This window comes from Methylobacterium sp. BI1, assembly GCF_056680125.1.
Map to the genome: position 1 here is coordinate 3,278,920 of NZ_CM155267.1, position 20,411 is coordinate 3,299,330.

The following is a 20,411-nucleotide window of genomic DNA, read 5'->3' on the forward strand; positions in this document are numbered from 1 at the left end:
GCTGCTCAACCTCGTCGATCGACCGTGGCATAGGCTGCGCGCAGTCCTTGAGCAACATACTTGCGGACCATACTGACCGAAACACCAAGTTCGTCTGCAATCTCTGCGTAAGAAACACCTTCGATCTGACTTCTCAGAAACGCGGTCCTCGCTTTGTGGGATAAGGTTGAGAGCATCGCGTCCAAAGCTTGAAGTGCTTGGATGAGGATCAACCGGTCCTCGGCTGAGATTTCCAGCGCCTCCGGGAGGGCCATCAACTCCGATTCATAGGAGCGTCGAAGATCGTCCCGTCGACGCGCATCGTGGATGAGGCGACGCGCGATCGTCGTCATCATTGCGCGCGGCTGGCTCACTGCTTCCAAGTTGGGTATTGTCAACAGAGCAAGGAAGACGTCCGATGTCAGGTCATCGGACGATTGCACAGTCCAGCGCTGCCTACTTAGCCAACCAGACAACCACCCGCTGTGCGTCCGAAACAAGTGATCTAGCACCGTATGATTTCGATGAAATATCGCTTGGGGCATTCATCGTCCTTTTTACGCGCTTGATACATCGGCAATGGCTCAATTTGTTGTAATTATACAGTAAACGTTCAGTGCGTGCTGTTCTGTTCTCCCGGTTTGTCAAATGCAAATCCCAGGCCAATTTGTCATGCCCGGAAGCGTCTGCGCGCTATGGGTGGCCTTTGACTTGGATATCGTTCGTATCGACGCACGAGATAGCGACCGCAGCAGGCTGTCCGCTGGCCCTAATCAACCTTTAAGCAATATTTTCTATGTGAATAAAATTCAGAAATAGAATAAAAATTCATATATCCATCGATTTTATTTCGATTTTACCTTGGAAGTTGTGCAGAAATTCTGATGCCACGCTATCTCAGGGATTTATCTTATTGATTATTGTTTTCTGTTGGTCGCTTGGGTTCAATATTTTTCGTAAGTTTCTCTGTGGCACTGCCGGACGCTGATGAGGGGTCGGTATATGCGCCGATGCGTACCCAGGGATATGAAACGCGGCGGCTCAGAGATGAGCTCTGTCTAGGTATCGCAGCACTGGTGAAGACGGTCGCCAAGGGACCGAGAGATCCGGCTATCGAGTTAGTTTATTCACACGGCCTACGAAGGATTCTCGACCGATTTGAGCTTGTGCGAGCGATCTTGAAGGGGCGAGACGCTTGTGTTGGCAGCAAGGAGCAGGTCCCTCCTGGTTTGTCATTCGGCACAGTCGAACAAAAGCACGGCGTATGACCGGCGCCGGGTTTCCCGGAGGCTCCAATTCTTGAGAAGGTGGAGCCAAGACGAAGCGAACACTGCCATATTCTCGTGAGGTCCGCGCCCGAGCGGTGCGGATGGTGCTGAACCATCAAGGCGAGCATACCCCGCAATGGGCGGCGATCGGTTCGATCGCGGCCAAGATCGACTGTTCGGGCGAGACACTCCGGAACTGGATCCGGCAGTCTGGGCGGGACAAGGGTTTGCGGGGCGACCCGAGCACGGACTCGAAAGGCCACGGGCAATGAATGCCCGAAACCCCCGTCGCGTCCCCTGCAGCCCGACCCCGGGACGACCCGGCGATCGCAGCTTCTCTCGAAGTGCCCGATCCGAACGCCGCCGACTTGCCAGCACGAACGCCCTCCGCGAGGCCGTCGCAACCACCGTTTGTATCCACTCAATACCTTGCCCTGCGCTATACCGATCGGCTCGCCCAGGCTGATGTCGAGGTCCGTCGGCAGCGTCGGCGACAGCTACGACCAACGCGCCGGCGGAGACGATCAACAGCCTGTTCAAAGCTGCGGTGATCCATCGCCGCTGCCTGTCGCGCTCCTTCGAGGCCGTCGCGTTCGCCACCCTCGAATGGGTCGATGGGTTCAAAACCCGCCGCCTGCTCAAACCAATCGGGAAGATCTCTCCCGCCGGGGCTGAAGCGCGCTACTATGCCCGGACCGAGATGCGAGCCTTGGCAACCTGACCCACACCAAATTGCCTTCGGGAAACCCGGTGGGGTTGAAGCAAACACAAGTGCGGGCAAACCGTTCAGGTGACGAGAGGCCGTCGGGACAATCGCGACTCCACCCGAACATCGTACGTGACCCTGTTCGGGAGGAAGGCGGAGCGCATCTGCGAGGATCACGCTTTGGAATCGGCTCACGATCGAAAGTTCCGTTCGCAAGAAAATTTTAGCCCAGCGCGCTGACGCTTCCGTGCCGCTGAACGTCAGACCCGGTGAAGCGAAGCATTTCCTTCGCAGGGGGTTGCCGGGATGCGGACACGGGCTGGGGACCGCGACATTCGGTCGGTTCGAGAAGAGAGGTCACGCGGCTCATCCATGGGCCCGACGACGATGTGCAGCTTGCTGCAACGCCGTCGTTCCGGTCCGTTCCTGGCATTGCTGATGGCGACCACGGCCGTCGTCTCACCTTTCGCCGTGCCGGCGACAGCGAGCTGGGCGGCGGGCGATGTCACACTGAATATTCCGGCCGGCGAACTCGATAGCGTCCTGACACAGATAGCGCGTGTGGGATCGCAGCCGATCAGCTTTCCGGCGGCCCTGACCCGCGGACGCCGGGCCGGGCCGATCGTCGGGCACATGAGCGTTCCGGAGGCGCTGGCGCGTGCCCTCGCCGGAACGGGGCTCGTCGCCGTACCGGGCCCCGGAGGCGCTCTGATGATCCGGGCGGGAGCACCTGTGGGCGGAGGGGCTCCAAAGGCTGGCGATATCGCGGCGATCGACGTCACCGACGCACAGGGAGGCGATGCCGGCTTCGCCGCGGGCAGAACCCAATCGTCTTCCCGGCTCGACATCCCGTTGCGGGAAAATCCGCGCTCCATCACCGGCGTGACCGATGAGGTGATCCGTGCGCAAGCGCAGACCAGCGTTTACGACGCGGCGCGAAACGTCAGCAACGTGCGGATCGAGGAAGGTGGCGATCAGCCCTTGAGCCGCACGAGCTACACGATCCGCGGTTTCAACCAGAGCGAATTCCTGGTCGGCGGCATGTCGGCGGGCCCCCTGAGTGTCAACATCCCGATCGCCGATGTCGAACGCATCGATGTCATCAAGGGCCCGACCACCGAGCTCACCGGACAGACCCTGAGCGGTGGTGCCATCAACGTAATCACGAAGGAACCAACGTCCGAACCGATCCGGCGCATGGACTTGTTCTTCGGCAGCCGCTTCTACCGAACGCTCGCTTTCGACTTTGGCGGCCCAATCTCGGGACTCGAAGGCGTCACGTATCGGCTGAACGTTTCTGGCAACACGGCGAACTACGCGTTCGGCGGAGATAACAGTCCACACGAAGGCCTGATCTCGCCGGTGGTGCGGTGGCAGGGCACGGACACAAAGGTGACCGTCGGCATCCGTTTCATCGATTCTCTCGCTGGCTATTCTCCGGTGACCGTGGGCGACTTCGATACGAACCTTCGCCCCATTCGCGTCCCGCGGGAGAGCGGCTTCGGGAACATCAACAGCTTCCAATCCGGTCGGTCGTTCAATCCCTACAGCGACATCGAACATCGGATCGGGGCCTACGATGCCGGTGAACTGGGACTTTTCGACTTCAAGCTGCGCAATCGCACGGCCTTCTACCTCACGGACAATGCTGGCGCGGGCTTCGTCCCGGCAGGCGTTGTTGATAAAATTAACGGGGTTCCGATTGTCACCCCGATTGGCAACCGACAGGAAGGTATTGAGCAGCGGCTGAATACGCAAACAGATCTTCAAATCCAACAGACAGCCGAATATTTCAAAAATACGATGCGGTTCGGTTTCGATTATCGAAGTTCTGACAGCAACGTGAAAGGAAATCCTTATTACAATGACGTGAAATTCAGCCTATTAGATCCGCTGAGGAATTTGCCTTTTCCCGGGTATACGACGAAATCGTGGTTTGGATCGAATTTTGCATTTAGGACGAGAACCTTAGGCGAGCAGACAGGAATTTCGTTCCAGGACAAGATCGATCTTGTGGAGCGGCTCCACATCCTCGGGTCCGTCCGTAATGACTGGTACGAGCAGCAAAGCTTTGGCACTAGCAGAACGAATATGGATCAATCGGCCCTGACCTACAACGCTGGGGCAGTCTACGACGTTCTACCCTGGGCGAGCGTCTACGGCAGCGTGGGAACGGGTTTCCAAGCACAGACCGCTTTGATCAACCGGACCGAGCCGGCTCCTCCCATCAACAGCGAGACCAGCGAGTACGGGTTCAAGCTCAGCCTTCTCGAAGGGCAGCTGACCGTCATGGGCGCCAGGTTCTCGAATGTCTTCAGCAACAACATTCTCTTCGATCCCAGAGTACAGGCCAATATCTTAGGACCGGGCTATCGTTCCGAGGGATACGACCTTGATTTCCAGGGGCAAATCACGCCGGATCTGCAGGTCATTGGCGGCTACAGCAATACGAATTTCGTCAATAAGCCCGATATTCAAGCAAAGCCGGGAACGCCAGTCAATGTCGTGCCGGGGCAACCGACACAGCAGGCCAACCTTTTTGCCGTGTACACTTTCCCGGACGGCGTCCTCCGAGGTCTTTCGATCGGCGGCGGCGCGCGGGGGCAAACTTTCAGTTACTCGGATTACGCTCCGAAGAGCCAGGCACCGAAAATTCCAGGCTTCGTGACCTTCGATGCGGTCATGGGATACAAAATGGAGAACGTCAGATTCGACCTGTCTGTACGCAATATCTTTGATAGATACTACTACAATACTGCATCGATACCTTTCTACATTCCCGTAGGACAGGGTCGCATCTTCATGGTTCGTTCGACAATCGATTTCTGACCGTGCGTCCGATCGTTCCCGGGGCTGAGAGCCACGCGAATGATCGAGCGGACCCATGACGAATCCGGGCGGTCGCGCTCACTCACGGCGCACTGGCTCCACCTTTCCGGGAAGCGCTCAAGGCGCGCTCCACCGGACCTATAGCGTGCTGCCCGCTCTCGCTTCGAACGCGGGCAGCACGACGCAAGTCTCGCGAGGGTCGCCGATGATCCAAGTGCGCCGACCGCCTGTCCCCAGCCGATCGAGTTCCGCCATGCCCAATGCCATCTCATCCGTCCACGACGACACGTTCGACGCAGAGATTCTGACCTGCGGCGTACCGGTGCTCGTCGATTTCTGGGCGGAATGGTGCGGCCCCTGCCGCGCGCTGAAGCCCATCCTCGACGAAATCGCAGAAATCTACGGAGCCGATCTCAAGGTCGTAACGGTCGATGTCGAGAGCAGCCCGATCGTGGCGGAGCGCTTCGCCGCTCGCGCGATCCCGCTCCTCGTCCTGTTCGACCGCGGCGAAGAGCGAGGTCGAGTCGTGGGAGCATTGAGTAAGACGCGCCTATGCCACTTTATCGATTCCCATCTCTGAGCGAACAGGATCCGACAGATCAATAATTTATCTCGCTGAGATCTTCGAAGGGGTCCAGTCTTATTCCAAGAGTTAACGACCCATTTAACAGATGGTTATTTGATCACGGACCTATTCATCCGGGTCTGATCGCGACTGCGAGACCTCGTTGCGTCGCGATATTCTGTGAATCGCCGCAATCCCCCTCGTTTTATCACATCCAAGGGCGTGTTCATGACCCGATACGTCGCTTTCGCCAACGACGCCGGAATTCAATCCGCTCTCCTCGCGCGCCTGGATACGTATTTGGCGAACGGAACCGTCAGCGACGCGGGTGTCCGCAGGACCGGCTCGGCCGGGCCGCCGTCCGGCTGCATCGCCAGCCATGCGGATCCGGGTGCGTTCGAATCCACGACCGGCTACCCGGCCGGCCTCGCCTTCCTGTTGGACTACCTGTTCGCCCGCACAATCCACCCTGGTGACGCCGCGAGACTGGCGGTGGATTGGTTCGGTCGGACGACACCCGGCTCTGATCTGGACGGCGTGCCGGGTCGCCTGCTGGTCTTCATGCTCTCCTCGACTCTCGCAAGGGCGGAGCCCACGATGGATGCGCCCGACGTGGCGGCGTCCCTGCACGAACTTCTCGAGTTGCACCATCAAGCGATCGCCGGCACCCCGCTCGACCGGGCGGGCTGGAGCATCGTTCGAGCGAAGGCGATTGCCGGAACCGACGCAGCGCGGACGCCCCTTGGTCGGGCCTGCGGCCGGATGGCGGAAGCCGCCGCGTGGGACCCGCTGATCTCGCGAAGCACATTAGCGGATGTGGGGGCACACTGGTGCGAGGTGGGGGGGCAGATCGCTTCCGCAGCGACCGGATGGACGGCGCAGGATGACGCCGCCTTCCACGAATGCACCGAAGTCTTCCGGAATGAGATCATGCGGAGCGACACCTCGTTCCACACCACAGACTTTCCGCCATTCTTCGAAGCGCGTCAGCCGGACCTCCACGCCCGCTTCATCACCCAACTCGAGCGTACGAACGCCGCCTTCACAGCGGCGGTCGGTGAGCTGGCGCGCGCGAGTCTCGACTGCCTCGCGGAGGCCCCCTGCCGGCGGGGACCCCGTTGAGCCACTGCCCGCAGGCGACGCCCCCGATCCGCGTCCGTCCCTCGACCGATGGTCGGTCGATCCCGGGCGGAGGCTAGGGGTTCGGATTTCTGGCGCAGCAATCCGACATTCGACCTCATTCCGCTCCGAGACGAAGCAAAGGCGATCGATTCATGCAGTCTAGCGCCAGAGAGGAGGCAAGGCCGTCCGTCGGGATCACGAGCGACCGGCGGCAAACCATTGAGGAGGAGGCGGCTGCCTCGTTCGGCGACAAGCTTCGCCACTTTGCGCGCCTCGTTGCAGGGTTCTGGGTCACGCGTCACGCCCGTTGGGCATGGCCCCTGCTGCTGATCACCTTCGGCCTCACGTTCGTCGATGTCTACACCAGCGTCCTCGGCACCAGATATACGAAGGCGCTTTATGACATGCTGAGTGACAAGGCGATCGATCGTCTTCCCTCCGTACTGTGGCTGCTGGCCATTATTATCGCCTTACACATCGTTACATCCGGGATCGCTGGCCTGATAGCCAATGTCATCATCCTCCAATGGCGGCAGTGGCTCACGGAAAGATATATTCACCGTTGGCTGCGTGAGCGCATCTACTACGAAAATCAGCGCCTGGATCTTCTCGACAATCCGGATCAACGCATCGCGGACGACACTGAAAAATTTACTAAGTCCTTTTTCTACACTTTTCTAACACTCTTTCACGTCAGTATATCAGCCATCACGTTTGGAATGATGCTGTGGAACGCTTCTGGATCTATCCAGATCACGCTCGGCTCCGTCACTGTGCATCTGGGCGGATACTTGGTCCTGGTGGCGACCCTCTGCACGATCCTGCATGCCGTAGGAACCTTCTATGTTGGACGTTGGCTGCCTGGTCTCGAAGTGGCGGGACAGCGCTTCGGCGCGGACTTCCGGTTCAAGCTCATCGAGATCCGGCGCGCATCCGAGCAGGTGGCCATGCTTCGCGGCGAGGCAACCGAGCAAGCGGTTCTAGTCGATCGCTTTCTGGATATTCGCAACAACTTCTACGCCCAGATCGTTCAGAAGCTAAAAATCCAGGTCTTCAACGTAACTTTCGGCAAGATCGAGGACGTCGTCCCCCTGCTTTTGATCCTGCCTCGCTACATCAGTGGCTCATTGTCTTTGGGCGGACTGATGCAAACCCAGCAGTCAATGAATCAGTACAGCGGCGCGATCGCCTTTTTCTGGCAGGCCGCGTCCGATATTCAAGGCATGCGCGGGACCGTGCGCCGCTTGCGCGGCTTCGACAAGCTCCTCGACCATCCACCGGTCGCACCGGTGATCCATCGGCCCGAGACCGGCGGCCCTATGATCCTCGCCGAGCACCTGTCCCTCGCGCGGCCGGATGGAACGCCGCTTCTCGATCTCGCGCATTGGCAGGTCGAACCGGGTGAGCGCTGGCTGATCCGTGGCCCGTCCGGCGTCGGAAAGAGCACGCTGCTGCGCGCCCTCGCAGGGATCTGGCCAGACACCCAGGGGGGGCTCACGATGCCGCCACCGGGTGCGACGCTGTTCATTCCCCAGCAGCCCTATCTGCCCGTGGGAAGCCTGCGGAACGCCGTAATCTATCCCCTACGCGAGATGCCCCAGGGTATCGATCTGGGTATCCTGCTCGATCGCGTCGGCCTCGGCACCCGTGCCCGTGACCTCGATGTCTCCGCGGAATGGAGCCAACATCTGTCACCGGGCGAGCAGCAGCGGATCGCTTTCGTCCGGGCCCTGATCCTCAAGCCATCCGTCATTCTCCTCGACGAAGCCACCAGCGCGCTCGATCCGGGCAACGCGCGCGGGATGTACGCGATGCTGCTCGAAGCCATCCCAGATCTGACCATGGTCAGCATCGCGCATACGGAACTCCTGGACGATCTCCACACCCACCGGCTCACCATCGCGGCAGGTGGCGCGGACGCGCACGCCATGGACCGGGTGGCCACCCCGCTCTCCACTGGGCGGATGTCGGCCTCTGCGCGGACTGATGTCTCGCCCCACGACCCTTCCACGCACTCGGAATGATCGGGCCGGGCCGCCCCGAACGCTTTTCAGGCCCGTTGATCGCCCCGTCCGATGCCCATCCGTCTTACTGCAGAGGAGACGACAGATGACCGAAAACCACCTCTCAGCCGCCTTGGATTTCTCGGACGAGGACGATGCCCGGCTGGAGACAGATGCTTTCTCGTCGCTGCGATCTGGTCATGGGCTTTGGTATCCCGTCGATCGGTGGCCTTTTCCGGCGCTCCCCGTAGGTTTCCAATACGGCCAACCCCGCGAGATACCGCTGACATCGGCGGTCGCGGGACCGTCGGTGACGCGGGGGACGGCAGCGCCTGAGGTGGCGAACGAGGTCGTCAGCCAGGGCGATCACGCGATGGGAACCGATGCAGCCCGCGCGAAATATGGATTGGATGGAAGCGGGGTGAAGGTCGGCGTGATCTCCGACAGCTTCGACCTGATGCACCACGCTGAAAGGGAACGCAAAGCCGGCGAATTGCCTGCCGACATGCGCATCCTGAAAGAGGGCGAGTACGGTTTCGACGAAGGCGACGCCATGGCGCAGATCATCCATGACGTAGCACCGGGGGCATCGATCCTGTTTTCGGCCGGCGGACAGACGGTCCAGACGATGGCTCAATCGATCCGCGACCTTGCCGCTGCGGGCGCCAAGGTGATCGTCGACGATCTTTTCTACCAGAACGAGCCGACCTACCAAGACAGCGCTATCAATCAGGCCATCAGCGAAGTGACGGCCCAAGGCGTGATCTACATCACGAGTGCCGGCAATCACGGCAATTCCGCATACGGCGCCCCCTTCAAGGCGGCTGCAGCCCCGACCGTAATCGACGGCAAGACCGTGCAGCTGCACGAGTTCGCCCCCGGACAAGACTACATTTCCATCACCATTCCCGCATACACCTATATCCAGTTCGCCCTCCAATGGAGCGACGCCTATCGGTCCATCAGCCCAGAGCATGGTGCAAAATCGGATCTCGACTTCTACTTCTACAACGATCAGGAGGAGTTTCTCTTCAAGATCAGCAATCCGAATATCGGTGGCGATCCAATCGAACAGATTGCCTATGCCACCCGTGGTGTGGACGAGGTTCTCCACGTCAAGGTCGGCTTGGTGGATGGGCCGCCCCCCGACGAATTCCGGTTCGTCGCCTTGCGCAACGGCCAGCCGGTCTATTTCGAATCCCTCGCGTCGAACGCCGATTCCGGGACGCTCTACGGACACGCGGCGGCGCGGGACGCCATCTCTGTCGGCGCTGTGGGCTACCGCGACACGCCGGCCTATGGCGCAGCGCAGCCCTGGTCCGAGCCGTTCTCCAGCGTCGGCCCGGCACGCTTCACCTACGATGTTCACGGCAACAAGATGCCCGTGCCGGATGTGCGGCTGGGACCGGCCTTCATGGCACCCGACGACGGAGATAACACGTTCTTCGGCCCGGACACTGACGGCGACGGCTTCCCGAATTTCGGCGGGACTTCAGCTGCGGCCCCGCATGCGGCCGGGCTGGCGGCGCTCATGCTTCAAGCCAATCCCCGCCTCACATCGCCCGACATCCGGAGCCTGTTGCAGGACAGTGCCATCGACATGGACGATTTCGACACGCGTGGCTTCGACAGGGGATTTGATGCCGCGACGGGTGCAGGGTTCATCCAGGCGACCGCTTTGGACTTCGCCGTGACCGGAGTGATCGACAACCCCCGGCACAATCCGGTCGTGACGGGAACCCATCTCGACGACCGCATCATCGGTTGGGGTGGCGAGGGCACGGTGCCGAACCGCGATGCCGGGGCCAGTGCGGTCATGCTTTACGGCTACGCCGGCAACGACCTGATCGAGGGAGGATGGGGAAGCGATACGCTCGATGGCGGCGATGGCGCCGACCGGATGCGGGGCCAGGGCGGTGACGATCGCTATATCGTCGATAGCTCAAGCGACGTGGTCGTCGAGGTCGCCGGCGAAGGAATCGACACGGTGCTCAGTTCTGTGTCCCATGTCCTTGCCGAGAATGCGGAGAACCTCGTCCTCACCGGGGGAAATCCAGATTCCGCGATCGGCAACGCGGCGGACAATCGGATAACCGGCAACGTAGCCGGCAACCTGATGGTCGGTAACGGCGGTAACGACACCCTCGATGGTGGCGATGGTGACGACACCCTGATCGGAGACATCGGAGACGATCGGCTGATCGGTGGGCGTGGGAACGACCGGATGCATGCAGCCGGAGGAAAGAATATCCTGAGTGGCGGCGACGGCGCCGATCAGATGACAGCCGGTGACGGTGACGACACCATTCAAGGTGGCGATGGCGATGACAGCATCAGCGCCAACGGGGGAAACAATCGTATCGACGCGGGTGCCGGCAACGACATGGTCACCGCTGGTAACGGCAGCGACGTTATCGTCGGCGGGGCCGGAAACGATACGATTTATGCCAATGGCGGTGACAACATCTTTCAACTAGGAGGCATCGCGGACGCATTCAGTGACGGAGACGATCAAATCTGGACCGGCAACGGCGCGGACACTTATGTGTTGCTGTTCGCGGACGGTGTGGGCAACGCGGCCGGCTTCGGTCGCGACACCATCAACGGCTTCCGCCTCGCGGAGGGCGACAGCCTCTTCCGGTTCGAGCCGGGGGCCGAGCGCACGTATGAGCCGATCTCGGTATCCAGGTTGGTGGGCGATGGAACGGTGAGCGGCATGCGCTCCTCGGACGGCGGCGATCTTATATTGACCTTCGACGTCGGCCAAGCCGCTCAATCTTCGCTGACCTTGAAATGGTTCTTCTGGGACAATGGCGGGGCACTCTCGAGCAGCGAGCGAAGCGCCGCTTTTGGCAGTCAGATCGGGAAAAGCGAATTGCTCGGCATCCTTCAGGATATCCTGCACGACGAGAGTGGTTTCTCCGTCGACCAGTGGACCGCAGCCCATCACTTCTCGAATAGCGGCTTCGCGTTGATCTGAGATCGGGCCTCCCTAGTGCAGTGACTCGGACGGATGGTTCAGGGGATCGGCTGACGGCGGCGAGGATGTCGGTGGCGGGTTTGGTCCAGACGAGAGGTCTGGCGCGCCGGTTGTGCTCGGCGATGTAGCGTTTGATCGCCGCCTGCAGGTCGACGACGCCGGTGAAGGAGCCTCGCCGCAGCCGACGACGGGTCAGCGCTGAGAAGAAGCCCTCGACGGCGTTGAGCCACGAGGCCCAAGCCGGGGTGAAGGGACACGTCCAGCGCGGGTGGCGAGCCAGCCAGGCGCGCACCTTCGGATGTTTGTGGGTAGCGACGTTGTCGAGGATCGCGTGGATCGCCATGCCGGGCGGGACGGCGGCCTCGACGGCGTCGAGGAACCGGACGAACTCACCGTTCCGGTGGCGCTGCATGCAACGGCCGAGCACGGTACCCGCCAAGACATCAAGGGCAGCAAACAGTGTCGTCGTGCCGTGACGGGTGTAGTCATGGGTCTGGGCAGCCGGATGGCCGGGGGCGAGTGGCCGGTCGAGGCGGGTCCGCTCCAGCGCCTGGATCTGGCTCTTCTCATCGATGGACAGCACCACCGCATGGGCCGGCGGATCTTGTGTTGTGGCCGACGACATCCTCGACCTTGGCGGCGAAAGCGGGATCGCGCGAGCGCTTGAACGTGCGCAGACGATGCGGCTGGAGGCGGTGAGCGTCCCAGATCCGCTGCAGAAGCTAAAGTTGAAATCGTTATGACTGCGGGCCGGATACCGTCTAGAGAGACCGCACAACCACCACGCGGCATTCCTGAAGAAATCGAAAATCAGCGTCGTCAGGAAAGACAGAGGAACGTAAAAGCAAACAGACATAGTCGTCGGTGACATTTGTTTCTCGCGGGGGTTCCAAACGCGATGGCGTTCCCACTCCATAATGCGGGACTGACCGATAAACGGACGTGGTCGACGAAGTTCGAGATGTGCAGCCCTCGCTACACCACAGAGGTCAGTGAACTGCCAACAGCCCACGCGTGATTTCACCACTGGCAGCACAGACGATCAGAGGTCTCTTGGAGCGTGCTCGTCCATGTTCACCGTACCTCTTCTGCATAGCAGACGGATCACGGATATGTGATCCGAAGAAAGCGTTTGCAGGCGCATGCCGTCGCGCAGGGATCGAGGAATTTCGCTTCCACGATCTGCGGCACACGTTCGCGTCATGGTGGGTGCAGAATGGGGGAGATCTCTACCGGCTCTCTCGCATTCTCGGCCACGCTACGCTGCAAATGACCACACGGTACAGCCACCTTCGCACGAATGATCTGCACGAGGAGCTTCAGCGAGTAAGCGCAAGACGGTCACGAGAACGGTCACAGGAGCGCCTGATTGAGCCACCGGAGGCGTCGGAAACGCTTCTCCCTACCGTGAGATAGAGGCTGGGAAACCCCTAATCCACACAGGACCTTAGTAGACTGACAGGTCTCTGAAAAGGAATGGCGCGCCCGAAAGGATTCGAACCTCTGACCCCCAGATTCGTAGTCTGGTGCTCTATCCAGCTGAGCTACGGGCGCCTGCGACCGGTGGGCGTTGGTGCCGCCCCGGTGTGAGCGGGTGTTTAGAGGCTCCTTTTTGCGCTGGCAACCCTGGCCGGAGAGATTTTTCGCGGCGGTGCGCCTCACCGCCGTTCGGGGTGGGGACGGGCCGGGGCGTTGTCCGGCCGCCTCCCGGCCAATCCCCTGCCCCCGGCTCCGCGCGCGCGATTGTCCCGGCTCTGCGCGCGCGATTGTCTTGAATCGACGGATGAACGCCTGATCGGCGGATGATCTTTCGCCTTGCCGGCAGATCTGTCGCCGGGAGGCTGTACGAAAATCCATGTATGCGCCGGGAAAAACCAGTTCTTTGTCGGCTCGTCATCTTGTCGTTTCATTCCGTGATCCCTGTCAGGACGAGGTGGAACTTTTGGGACGACGCTTCGGCTTGGCCATTCGGGCCAAGAGTCCCGGTTTTCACTTTGGAACGCTTTGCGGTGCTGCGGAATTGAGAGGGACTCTTGCCCGTCGCAGACTTATCCAAGGAGAACGCCGTGAAACGGTCCCTGACCACCCTCGCCCTTCTGACGATCCTCGGTGCGGGTTCGGCCTCCGCCCAGACCACCGTCACCGGGACCCCGGCCCCGGACGCCAAGTCGAGTGCCACCTCCGGCGGCCAGGAGGCCGTGACCCGGCCCAACACCGACAAGCCGGACGCGACCAAGCCCGCCACGACCAAGGCTGCCGCGAACGCCAAGCTCGAGGAAGGTGCCAACAGCTTCACCGAGGCCCAGACGCACCACCGCCTCACCGAGGCCGGCTACAAGGACGTCAAGGGCCTGACCAAGGACGCCAAGGGCATCTGGCGCGGCGAAGCGATGCTCGACGGCAAGCCCGTCAAGGTCGGCGTCGACTTCAAGGGCAACGTCGCGGCCCAGTAGGCCGCGCCCGCCCGCCCCTCCCCTCGCCCGCACACAGGAGTTTCCCATGGCTCAACAGACCATCACCGCCCTGTACGACGATTACGACGATGCCAGCCGGGCCGTCTCCAAGCTGGAGGCCGCCGGTGTCGCGCATGCCGACATCAGCATCGTGAGCAGCAACGAGGGGGACCGGCATGCCGGCCGCCTGCGCTCCACGACCGACCTCGACGCGCCCGTCCACGGCGACACCCCCGAGAAGGCGTCCAGCGGCGCCGGAGCGGGTGCCACGGTGGGCACGGTCCTGGGCGGCGCGGCCGGCCTGCTGACCGGCCTCGGCCTGCTGGCGATCCCGGGCGTCGGCCCGGTGGTGGCGGCGGGCTGGCTGGTGGCCACGGTGACGGGTGCCGGCATCGGCGCGGCGGCGGGCGGCCTGGCCGGCGGCCTCACCGGCGCGGGCCTCAGCGAGTCCGATGCCCATACCTACAGCGAGGGCGTGCGCCGTGGCGGCACCCTCGTGACCGTCCGGGCCGACCAGACCCAGGCGACCCGGGTGATGGACATCCTGGAGGAGCACGGCTCGATCGACGTCGACGAGCGCGCGCAGAACTGGCGGGCCGAGGGCTGGACCGCCCCGCAGGCGGCCGCCGCCACCTCGCCGGACGCGATTCCGGGCAACGCCCTGGGCGGCACCGTCGAGGGCCGCAACCGCGTGCGCGCCTACCCGACTACCCCGGTCTGATCCGGAATCCGGGACGCCCGCCCCGTGCGGGCGTCCCGCGATGCGCGAAAACCCCGGCGCCGAGGGCGCCGGGGTTTTTTCGTGTTCGGGCCAGCGGCCCGGAGAGCGGATGCGGCTATGCGCCCGGGCCGCGCGTGGGGCCGGTCTCACGACGATTTCAAGCTGTGCGGAAAAGGTGGGTCCCGGAGCCGAAGCTCCGGGTTCTGTTTCGACGGTTACCCTACCGCAAGATGCTTACGCCGCGAGGCGGGCATCCATGACAACGTTATCGTTGGCATTTAGAGTTTTGGCCAAATGCTCGAAACAGGGGTTGCCTGCGTCGAACCGGTCGAGTCCTTACCGACAGCCGCATCGTCCCGCACCGAAGTGTGAGCGAACTCGCGATCCCTTTACCGCCCAGTCGATCCTATTTCGCCCCCATCAGAAGACCACCCGCGGACGCGGATGGGCTTATGGTGGAGGCGCCGGAGTACTGCCCTCCGGGTCCTGAAACGTTATTACGAACCGGTCATCAACCGCACGCCCGACATAGGCGAAATCGTTGCGCGGGTCCAGCCGGCGCGCTATCCCGCCGCACCCGTCCGCCCCTCCGCCTCGGTCGCGAACCAGGCGGCGTAGGGGGTGGTGCGGGCCATGTGCCGGTTGAGGTCGGGCGCGCCGTCGTCCCACCAGACGGGGCCGCGCTCGCCCAGGCCGTGCTTGGCCGCATCGACGGCCCGGCGCGCCTGCGCCACCGCCTCCGGATCCCCGGCCGCCTTGCCGTCCTTCACGGCCCGGCGCGCCGCCATCAGGGCGGCGACGAGCGTGTCGCGCGCGGCGGGGTCGAGATCGGGGCGGGTCCGGCGCCAGAGCCGGCCGCGCACCACGAGGTAGCGTCCGTCCGGCGTCACGAGCGGCGGCGCGCCTTCGGCCTTTTCGGTCTTTGGCCGAATCTTGGGCCGAGTCTTGGGCCGAGTCTTGGGCCGAGTCTTGGGCCGAGTCTTGGGCCGAGTCTTGGGCCGAGTCTTGGGCCGGGCCTTCACCTTGGTCCGGGTCTCGGCCTTGGTCCCAGTTTTGGCCTCAGTCGGACTCTCGGGCCGGGCCTCGGCTCCGGCCTTCGGCGGGGCTTCAGCCGGTGGCGCGGCCACGGCGATGGGCCTGCTCCTCGATCAGGGCCTCCACGGCCGCGATCGTGTTCTCGAGGTCGGCCACGCGTCGCAGCACGCTGTCGGGCGGCAGCATCTCGATCTTCGCGGCTTCCGTGATGAGGGTCCTCTGGGCGTCCTTGAGACGGTCGAGGAGCGATTCCAAGTCTGACATTGCCCGGCTTTAGCGGATGCCGGGGGCGACCCGCAATGCACATCCGAGCAAGAGGGCCGAGATATCCTTGGTTGATCTGCGGGCTATTGTCCGGCCGCGCGCCGAAATCCGGCGCGCGACGCGGGCTCTGCCTGATGCGATTCCGCCCCGGTCATGCGGGGCGCGGCTCAGTTGGGGTGGAACACCACCTTCACGCAGCCGTCCTTCTTGTCGCGGAAGGTCTTGTAGAGATCAGGACCGTCGGCGAGGTCGATCGACCGGTGCGTAATCAGAGAAGTCATGTCGAACCGGCCGGCCTGGATCAGCTTCGTCAGCGTCTCGAGGTAGCGCTTCACGTGGGTCTGGCCGCTCTTCAGGGTCAGGCCCTTCTGCACGATCGAGCCCATGTTGACCGGCACCGACCCGCCATAGACGCCCGGCACCGAGACGATGCCGCAGGGGCGCACGGCCTTGATCGCCTCGGCGAGCGCGTAGGGGCGCTCCGTCGAGGTCAGCTTCTCCTGCAGGGTGCTCATCACCCCGGCGATGCCGTGGCCGGCGGTGGCCTCCATGCCGACGCAGTCGATGACGCCGTCGGCGCCCTCCCCCCTGCTGATCTCCTGGATGCGCTCGAAGACGTCCTCCTTCATGAAGTCGATGACGTCGGTAGCGCCGTACTGGCGCGCCAGCGCCAGGCGCTCGGGCACGGTCTCGATGGCGATGATGCGCTCGGCGCCCATGATCTTGGCCGACTGGATCGCGAACAGCCCGACGGGGCCGGCGCCCCAGACCGCGATGATCTCGCCGCCCTTGATCTCGCAATGCTCGGCGCCCTGCCAGCCGGTGGGCAGGATGTCGGTGAGGAACAGCACCGACTCGTCGTCCATGCCGTCCGGCACCTTCATCGGGGCGACGTCGGCCATGGGCACGCGCACGTACTCGGCCTGGCCGCCGGCATAGCCCCCAGTGAGGTGCGAGTACCCGAACAGGCCCGCGGTGGTGTAGCCGAACTGGGCGGCCGCCATGGCGGCGTTGCGGTTCGAGCGTTGGCAGACCGACCAGTTGCCGAGCCGGCACTGGCGGCATTCGCCGCAATTGATGTTGAAGGGCACGACGATGCGGTCGCCCTTGCGGAACTTGGTGAAGCCGGTCCCGACCTCCACCACCTCGCCCATGAACTCGTGGCCGAGGACGTCGCCGGATTCCATGGTGGGCATCTGCCCGTCCATCAGGTGGAGATCCGAGCCGCAGATGGCGCAGCTCGTCACCTTGATGATGACGTCGCGGGCATCCTCGATCTGCGGATCGGGGACCGTGTCGCAGCGGATGTCGCCCTTGCCGTGCCAGCACAGTGCCTTCATGGCGGATCTCCGGTGGCCCGGGGGCCGGGAATCCGGCGCGCGGGCGGAATGGATCGAGGGATTGCGGGACGCCGTGGCCGCGTGCGGGCCATCCCTTCGAGAAGGGCCCCGCGCCGAACCTTGTTCCGTGGGCGCCTCTTTCGTGGAAGCCCGGTTCCCCGTAGGCCCGGCGGGTCGGGAACGGCGGCGGCATCGATCCCGTTGCCCCGCGGTCCGCGCCGGAATCGATCCGGCCGGACGGCCCGTCCGGGAAGGCCGCATGCTGCTCCTCGTCCTGTTCCTCCTGCTCCTGGGGACCTTCATCGTGATGGTCGTCCGGCGACGCGACATCGGCCGCCTCACCTCCTTCGCGACGCTGCTGGCGGCCGTGATGCTGATGATCTGGATGCAGAACAACGGCCTCCTGCCGGGGAGCCAGGGCCGCTTCAGCGACGACCGTCCGCGGACGAGCCTCGATCCTCCGGCGCCGGTGCCACGCGCCCCTTGAGGGGGAAGGGGGACACGGCACGGACCCTGTGTCGCTCGATCGCGTGGGATGCCATGGACCGTTCGGGCCGATCGCGCGTTCACCGCTCGGCCCGTGCACGCGTCTTGCTCACAAGACTGTCTTGCGCGGGAGGCTCGTGTATCGGGGGTTGGGTCCCGTGCGGACCGTTCGGACCGCGACAGATCCGGCGGCAGCGGGGCCGAAGACGATCGAAGGGTAGTGGGGCGATGGCGAAAATTCTTCTGGTGGAAGATCACGAGGAGATCTGGGACTTCCTGTCCCGCCGGCTGAAGCGGCGCGGCTACGACGTGATCCTCGCCCATGACGGCGAATCCGGCGTGCAGCAGGCCCGCACCGGGCAACCGGACGTGATCCTGCTCGACATGAACCTGCCCATCCTGGACGGCTGGTCGGCCGCCCGCGTGCTGAAATCCGGCAGCGACACCAAAGGCATCCCGATCATCGCCCTGACCGCCCACGCCATGTCGGGCGATCGCGACAAGGCGATCCAGGCCGGCTGCAACGACTACCACCCGAAGCCGGTGGACTTCTCCAAGCTGCTGACCCAGATCAACGCCGCCGTCGGTCCGCAGGCGCCCGCCATCGCCTGAGGCGGGCCGCCCCGCGCGCCCGATGCGTGTGCATCGGCAGCCGCGTCGCTCACCCCAACGAGACCGATTCCATCCATGAGCGACGATCCCATCACCGCCCGCCTCCTGCGGCAGGCGATGCCGGTCTTCACGACCCTGGCCTCCTGCCTCCTCGTGATCACCATCGCGGCGGCCCTGTATCTCGGCCGCGACATCTTCGTGCCGGTGACCCTGGCAATCCTGCTGAGCTTCGTCCTGGTGCCGGGCGTGCGCCTCCTGCGCCGCATCCGGGTGCCCCGGGCCCTGGCCGTCCTCGCGGTGGTGCTCACGGCCTTCGGGGCGCTCCTCGGGGTGTCGCTCCTGATCGCCAACGAGGCGGCGCAGCTCGCCTCCGACCTGCCGCGCTACCAGGTGACGATGCGCGAGAAGATCGCCTCTCTGAAGGAGGCGACCGCCGGCAGCGGCACCCTCTCCCGCATGGTCGACATGGTGCAGGACCTCGGCGCCGAGCTGCAGCCGGACCCGAACGCCACCCCGCCCGAGGGCAGCGCGGGCAGCCTCGCCCATCCCCTCCACGTCCAGATCGCGTCGGCCAAGGCCGGATTGCTCGGAACCCTCGGTGCCGTCGCCGGCCCGATCCTGCATCCCCTCGCCACCACCGGCCTGATCCTGATCTTCACGATCTTCATCCTGCTGCAGCGGGAGGACCTGCGGAACCGCGCGATCCGGCTGGCGGGCTCGGGGGATCTCCGCCGGACCACGGCCGCCATCGACGACGCGGTGGCCCGTTTGAGCCGGTTCTTCCTCGCCCAGCTCGTCCTCAACATCGCCTTCGGCATCGTGATCGGCTTCGGCCTCTGGGTCATCGGGGTGCCGAACCCGATCCTGTTCGGGGTGCTCGCCGCGATCATGCGCTTCGTGCCCTATATCGGCGCGGCGATCAGCGCCCTCCTGCCCCTCATCGTGGCCGCCGCCGTCGATCCGGGCTGGAGCATGGTCATCGCCACCGCGATCCTGTTCGTGGTGGTGGAGCCCATCGCCGGCCACGTGGTCGAGCCCCTGCTCTACGGCCATTCCACCGGGCTCTCCCCCATCGCGGTGATCCTGGCCGCCACCCTCTGGGCCTTCCTGTGGGGACCGATCGGCCTGGTGCTGGCGACCCCCATCACCGTCTGCCTCGTGGTGCTGGGGCGCCACATCGAGCGGCTCTGGTACCTCGACGTCATCCTGGGCGACCGCCCGGCCCTGGCGCCGCCGGAGATCTTCTACCAGCGCATGCTGGCGGGCGATCCCGAGGAGGCGATCGACCAGGGACGGATGTTCCTGAAGGCCCGCGCCCTCGTCACCTACTACGACGAGGTCGTGCTGGCCGGCCTGCTGATGGCCCAGGAGGACCTCTCCCGCGGGACCCTCGACCGGACCCGCCAGGACGAAGTCGGCACCGCCCTGCGCACCGTCGTCGCCCGGCTCGGCACCATGCCGGCGAGCCGGAAGATCGGCTCCTCCGGATCGGCCGGCAATTCCGAGACCTCGGCGGCCATCGCGGCCATCGGGCCCGACAGGCAGGTCGCGACCGTGGTGCTGCGTCCGGAGGACCTCCCGGCCCGCTGGCGCGCGCCCCGGCCGGTGCTCTGCGTCTCGAGCCGCGGGCCCTTCGACGAGGCGGCGACCGCGATGCTGGGCCAGATCCTCGGCCGGCACGGCCTCGGCGCCCAGGTGATGTCGATGGCGGAGCTGCGCCGGGGCGAGACGCCGGACGACCTCTCGGGGATCGCCCTGGTCTGCTTCTCCTACCTGGAGCCCGTCAGCCTGTCGCAGATCCGCCTGAACGTCCGTCAGGCGCGGCGGGCGATTCCCGGCGTCCGGGTCCTCGTCGGCTTCTGGCGCGAGCGCGATCCGGCCTCCCTCGACCGGCTGCGCCGCACCCTCTCCGCCGACGTGCTCGTGACCACCCTGAACGGCGCGCTCGACGCAGCCCTGACCTTCGCCAAACGGGGGTGAGGCCGGGCCGGGCCGGGGGGGTCATTTGACATCCCCCTGGGCTTGACCCACTTCTCCCCCGCGCCGAC

15 protein-coding genes, 1 tRNA gene, 1 other RNA gene and 3 pseudogenes are annotated in these 20,411 nt (G+C 63.9%); 13 read left to right on the forward strand and 7 right to left on the reverse strand.

Going from position 1 to position 20,411, the window contains the following annotated elements; translation table 11 throughout:
• Positions 1-5: 5 nt before the first annotated feature.
• Entirely contained in the window at positions 6-524 is a 519-nt protein-coding gene (locus tag AC1MGR_RS15395) for a sigma-70 family RNA polymerase sigma factor (RefSeq protein ID WP_108039038.1), read from the reverse strand.
• A 1,142-nt stretch (positions 525-1,666) separates the two neighbouring features.
• Here AC1MGR_RS15395 and AC1MGR_RS15400 point away from each other — a divergent pair.
• The 6 genes and pseudogenes from AC1MGR_RS15400 to AC1MGR_RS15425 all read left to right on the forward strand — a co-directional run.
• Positions 1,667-1,968: pseudogene (locus AC1MGR_RS15400) on the forward strand (IS3 family transposase); the annotation flags it as partial.
• Positions 1,969-2,325: 357 nt separating this feature from the next.
• Positions 2,326-4,782, forward strand: a complete 2,457-nt coding sequence (locus tag AC1MGR_RS15405; RefSeq protein ID WP_480232170.1) for a TonB-dependent siderophore receptor — start codon at positions 2,326-2,328, stop codon at positions 4,780-4,782.
• Positions 4,783-5,035: 253 nt separating this feature from the next.
• Positions 5,036-5,362, forward strand: a complete 327-nt coding sequence (locus AC1MGR_RS15410) for a thioredoxin family protein (protein WP_480232171.1) — start codon at positions 5,036-5,038, stop codon at positions 5,360-5,362.
• A 213-nt stretch (positions 5,363-5,575) separates the two neighbouring features.
• Positions 5,576-6,469, forward strand: a complete 894-nt coding sequence (locus AC1MGR_RS15415) for a hypothetical protein (RefSeq protein ID WP_480232172.1) — start codon at positions 5,576-5,578, stop codon at positions 6,467-6,469.
• A 152-nt stretch (positions 6,470-6,621) separates the two neighbouring features.
• Positions 6,622-8,493, forward strand: coding sequence for an ABC transporter ATP-binding protein/permease (locus AC1MGR_RS15420; RefSeq protein ID WP_480232173.1), 1,872 nt, complete (start codon positions 6,622-6,624; stop codon positions 8,491-8,493).
• Positions 8,494-8,578: 85 nt separating this feature from the next.
• Complete coding sequence (locus AC1MGR_RS15425) at positions 8,579-11,452, forward strand: S8 family serine peptidase (RefSeq protein ID WP_480232174.1); 2,874 nt, start codon at positions 8,579-8,581, stop codon at positions 11,450-11,452.
• Positions 11,453-11,498: 46 nt separating this feature from the next.
• Here the strand turns inward: AC1MGR_RS15425 and AC1MGR_RS15430 are convergent.
• A pseudogene (locus AC1MGR_RS15430) lies at positions 11,499-12,168 on the reverse strand (IS630 family transposase); the annotation flags it as partial.
• A gap of 203 nt (positions 12,169-12,371) precedes the next feature.
• Between AC1MGR_RS15430 and AC1MGR_RS15435 the strand changes: the two are divergent.
• Together AC1MGR_RS15435 and AC1MGR_RS15440 are read left to right on the forward strand one after the other, a co-directional pair.
• Positions 12,372-12,470: pseudogene (locus AC1MGR_RS15435) on the forward strand (DUF4113 domain-containing protein); the annotation flags it as partial.
• Entirely contained in the window at positions 12,467-12,868 is a 402-nt protein-coding gene (locus AC1MGR_RS15440) for a site-specific integrase (RefSeq protein WP_480232175.1), read from the forward strand. The pseudogene AC1MGR_RS15435 and the gene AC1MGR_RS15440, both read left to right, overlap by 4 nt.
• 61 nt (positions 12,869-12,929) lie before the next feature.
• Here AC1MGR_RS15440 and AC1MGR_RS15445 read toward each other — a convergent pair.
• Positions 12,930-13,006: transfer RNA gene (locus tag AC1MGR_RS15445), tRNA-Arg, on the reverse strand.
• A 512-nt stretch (positions 13,007-13,518) separates the two neighbouring features.
• Between AC1MGR_RS15445 and AC1MGR_RS15450 the strand changes: the two genes are divergently transcribed.
• Both AC1MGR_RS15450 and AC1MGR_RS15455 read left to right on the forward strand, forming a co-directional pair.
• A complete protein-coding gene (locus AC1MGR_RS15450) occupies positions 13,519-13,905 on the forward strand; it encodes a hypothetical protein (protein ID WP_480232176.1) in 387 nt (128 codons plus the stop codon).
• Positions 13,906-13,951: 46 nt separating this feature from the next.
• A complete protein-coding gene (locus AC1MGR_RS15455) occupies positions 13,952-14,626 on the forward strand; it encodes a hypothetical protein (protein WP_108040784.1) in 675 nt (224 codons plus the stop codon).
• A gap of 381 nt (positions 14,627-15,007) precedes the next feature.
• Here AC1MGR_RS15455 and ssrA read toward each other — a convergent pair.
• The 4 genes from ssrA to AC1MGR_RS15475 form a co-directional block, all read right to left on the reverse strand.
• Positions 15,008-15,133: a transfer-messenger RNA gene (gene ssrA / locus AC1MGR_RS15460) on the reverse strand.
• 56 nt (positions 15,134-15,189) lie between these two features.
• Positions 15,190-15,516 (reverse strand): hypothetical protein, encoded by a 327-nt coding sequence (locus tag AC1MGR_RS15465; RefSeq protein ID WP_480232177.1) that lies wholly within the window; start codon positions 15,514-15,516, stop codon positions 15,190-15,192.
• 217 nt (positions 15,517-15,733) lie between these two features.
• Positions 15,734-15,925 carry a hypothetical protein gene (locus AC1MGR_RS15470; protein WP_056219697.1) on the reverse strand — a complete coding sequence of 64 codons (192 nt, stop codon included), beginning with the start codon at positions 15,923-15,925 and terminating at the stop codon, positions 15,734-15,736.
• Between the two features lie 167 nt (positions 15,926-16,092).
• The gene (locus tag AC1MGR_RS15475) at positions 16,093-17,265 is read right to left on the reverse strand and encodes a zinc-dependent alcohol dehydrogenase (RefSeq protein ID WP_480232178.1); all 1,173 of its coding nucleotides are present in this window, start codon (positions 17,263-17,265) and stop codon (positions 16,093-16,095) included.
• A 259-nt stretch (positions 17,266-17,524) separates the two neighbouring features.
• Between AC1MGR_RS15475 and AC1MGR_RS15480 the strand changes: the two genes are divergently transcribed.
• From AC1MGR_RS15480 to AC1MGR_RS15490, 3 genes are all read left to right on the forward strand, one after another.
• Complete coding sequence (locus tag AC1MGR_RS15480; protein WP_480232179.1) at positions 17,525-17,752, forward strand: hypothetical protein; 228 nt, start codon at positions 17,525-17,527, stop codon at positions 17,750-17,752.
• 227 nt (positions 17,753-17,979) lie between these two features.
• Positions 17,980-18,363, forward strand: coding sequence for a response regulator (locus tag AC1MGR_RS15485; RefSeq protein WP_055955569.1), 384 nt, complete (start codon positions 17,980-17,982; stop codon positions 18,361-18,363).
• A 75-nt stretch (positions 18,364-18,438) separates the two neighbouring features.
• A complete protein-coding gene (locus tag AC1MGR_RS15490; protein ID WP_108040778.1) occupies positions 18,439-20,343 on the forward strand; it encodes an AI-2E family transporter in 1,905 nt (634 codons plus the stop codon).
• The last annotated feature ends 68 nt before the right edge of the window (positions 20,344-20,411 follow it).